Below are 2,102 nucleotides of genomic sequence, written 5' to 3' on the forward strand. Positions count from 1 at the left end.
AGGTATAACCATCCATTTCAGGCATTTCAATATCTGAAACTAAAACCCCTACTTTGTCAGTAATGTCACCGGTTTCAGCAGCGATTTCTTTTAATCTTTCTAAGGCTTCTAAACCATTTTTAGCTAACTCAATATTGAGTCCTAAAGCTGATAATGCTTTCTTCACCTGATTTCGTGCAACTGAAGAGTCATCTGCAATAAATATAATTTTCTCTTGGACTTCATCACTCGTATCAATAGTGGATTCAAAGTCTTCACTTAAATCGGTATTAACTGGCGAGATTTCATTTAGAATTTTTTCTACATCTAAAATTTCAATTAACTCATTTTCAATTTCAGTCACTGCCGTCAAATAACTGGCTCGGCCACTTCCTTTTGGAGGAGGCATAATAGACGCCCAGTTTGTATTGATTATGCGCTCTACAGAATCCACTAAGAAGCCTTGAACAGAACTATTATATTCAGCGATAATAATAAAAGCTGTAGATAAGTCTTCTATTTTTCTGCCGCCTGTGGCTAAACTCATATCAATAACCGAAATGGTTTGTCCTCGAATATGCGCTATCCCTCTTACCAAACGGTTTAGCTTAGGCATGGAAGTTAAAGGAGGGCATTGCAAGACTTCTCTTACTTTAAAAACATTAATTCCAAATCGTTGTTTAGAGTTAAGTTTAAAAAGCAATAATTCCAATCTGTTTTCACCAACTAATTGTGTACGTTGGTTAACTGAGTTAAGAATTTCAGACATGTAACACTCCAATAAAAATAAAAAGCGGCGCAGCTTTTGCTTAATCTACCTATAATTTAGACAAAACCATGAATTAATTCGTTTTTTCATTCTAAATCAATAATGAATATCGATTTGTGACCATTTATTGACACTTACCGATACATTTAATTTTAATAGTCCTTAGCATAGACAAGTTAACCACAAGTGAACATGAAAAAATCACATTATTATCAAGTAGCGGTCATTCTGGTTATGCATTTATGCATAACATCCAATGTTATAGCGGCCGATATCGAAAGAAATTTAGCTAAAGTACAGTTAATCACGCAAGCTGAAAATTATATTTCGAATAAATTGACGGGCGGAACTAACAAAACCATCAAAGTCAAAGCTATGCCAATCGACGATAGAATAAAAATTCCTGTTTGTCATTCTAGGTTAGATTTTAGTGTGAATAGCGAAGTGATTAATCAATCAAATATTACTGTTAAAGCCACTTGTTCTGATAATAATTGGTACATGTTTTTAGTAGTTAAAGCCACGGAAATTCAACCTGTCGTAGTATTATCGAGTGCGGTCAGTCCAGGCACTTTACTAACAGAAAATAATTTACATATTATTGAAATGGATACAAAGCGATTAAGAAGTACAACATTTTCAGCGGTTGAAAACGTTGTGGGCGCTAGAATTAAACGCAGAGTTTCTGCCGGTAGGCCCATTTATCCGAGTAATCTATGTTATGTGTGCAAAGGCGATAGCGTAACCATTTCAGCGAATTCTAATGTCATGCAAGTAAAAACTTCAGGAATTGCTTTAGAAGATGGTAATATGGGCGATACTATAAGTGTCAGAAACAATCGTTCTAACAAACGAATTAAAGCTAAAGTCGCTGACACTGGCCAAGTCGAGGTAAACATTTAGGTAGGATTATCTACCCAAATGATAGGCTAAAACTAATCTGCAAATAATTGCTAAAGTTTTAGTAAACTAGGCCGATATATTGGGTGAGGGTAAATAAGGTAGTGGGTTTTTATTATGTCAGTTAATAATGTAAACAATGGTGGTGTGAAAACTCCCATTGATAATCAAAAGCTTAATCAGCAACAGCAGGCACAAAATAATAGTGCTCAACAGGCTAGTTCACAAAAAACAGCGGCGGCTACAGTTCGTCAAGATTCTGTTTCTTTGACTTCTTCTGCACAACAATTGAGTCAAGTTCAGAAGAAAAGTACTGAAGCACCAGTGAATCAAGAAAAAGTTGATAAGTTGAAAAAAGCTATTCAAAACGGCGAATATACAATTAATGCTGAATCATTAGCGAAAAAAATATCTGCACTAGAGTCAGAAATATTTGGTACAAAAGCATAATGAC

3 protein-coding genes are annotated in these 2,102 nt (G+C 35.0%); 2 read left to right on the forward strand and 1 reads right to left on the reverse strand.

Translation table 11 applies throughout. The features are described from left to right. Positions 1–748: chemotaxis protein (locus tag ACSHXM_RS21725; RefSeq protein ID WP_435692508.1), on the reverse strand; the 748-nt coding region annotated here is incomplete at its 3' end. Positions 749–940: 192 nt separating this feature from the next. Between ACSHXM_RS21725 and flgA the strand changes: the two genes are divergently transcribed. Together flgA and flgM are read left to right on the forward strand one after the other, a co-directional pair. Beyond that, entirely contained in the window at positions 941–1,651 is a 711-nt protein-coding gene (flgA, locus tag ACSHXM_RS21730) for a flagellar basal body P-ring formation chaperone FlgA (RefSeq protein WP_435692510.1), read from the forward strand. A 114-nt stretch (positions 1,652–1,765) separates the two neighbouring features. Then, positions 1,766–2,098: a flagellar biosynthesis anti-sigma factor FlgM gene (flgM, locus tag ACSHXM_RS21735; RefSeq protein ID WP_435692512.1), complete on the forward strand. Its 333-nt coding sequence runs from the start codon at positions 1,766–1,768 to the stop codon at positions 2,096–2,098. Positions 2,099–2,102 lie beyond the last annotated feature (4 nt).

This window comes from Paraglaciecola sp., from assembly GCF_051252315.1.
Taxonomy (GTDB): domain Bacteria; phylum Pseudomonadota; class Gammaproteobacteria; order Enterobacterales; family Alteromonadaceae; genus Paraglaciecola.

Bases quoted from the DNA above. Each gene is read 5' to 3' on its own strand.
- flgA (WP_435692510.1), top strand. From the start codon at position 941: ATGAAAAAATCACATTATTATCAAGTAGCGGTCATTCTGGTTATGCAT.
- flgM (WP_435692512.1), top strand. From the start codon at position 1,766: ATGTCAGTTAATAATGTAAACAATGGTGGTGTGAAAACTCCCATTGAT.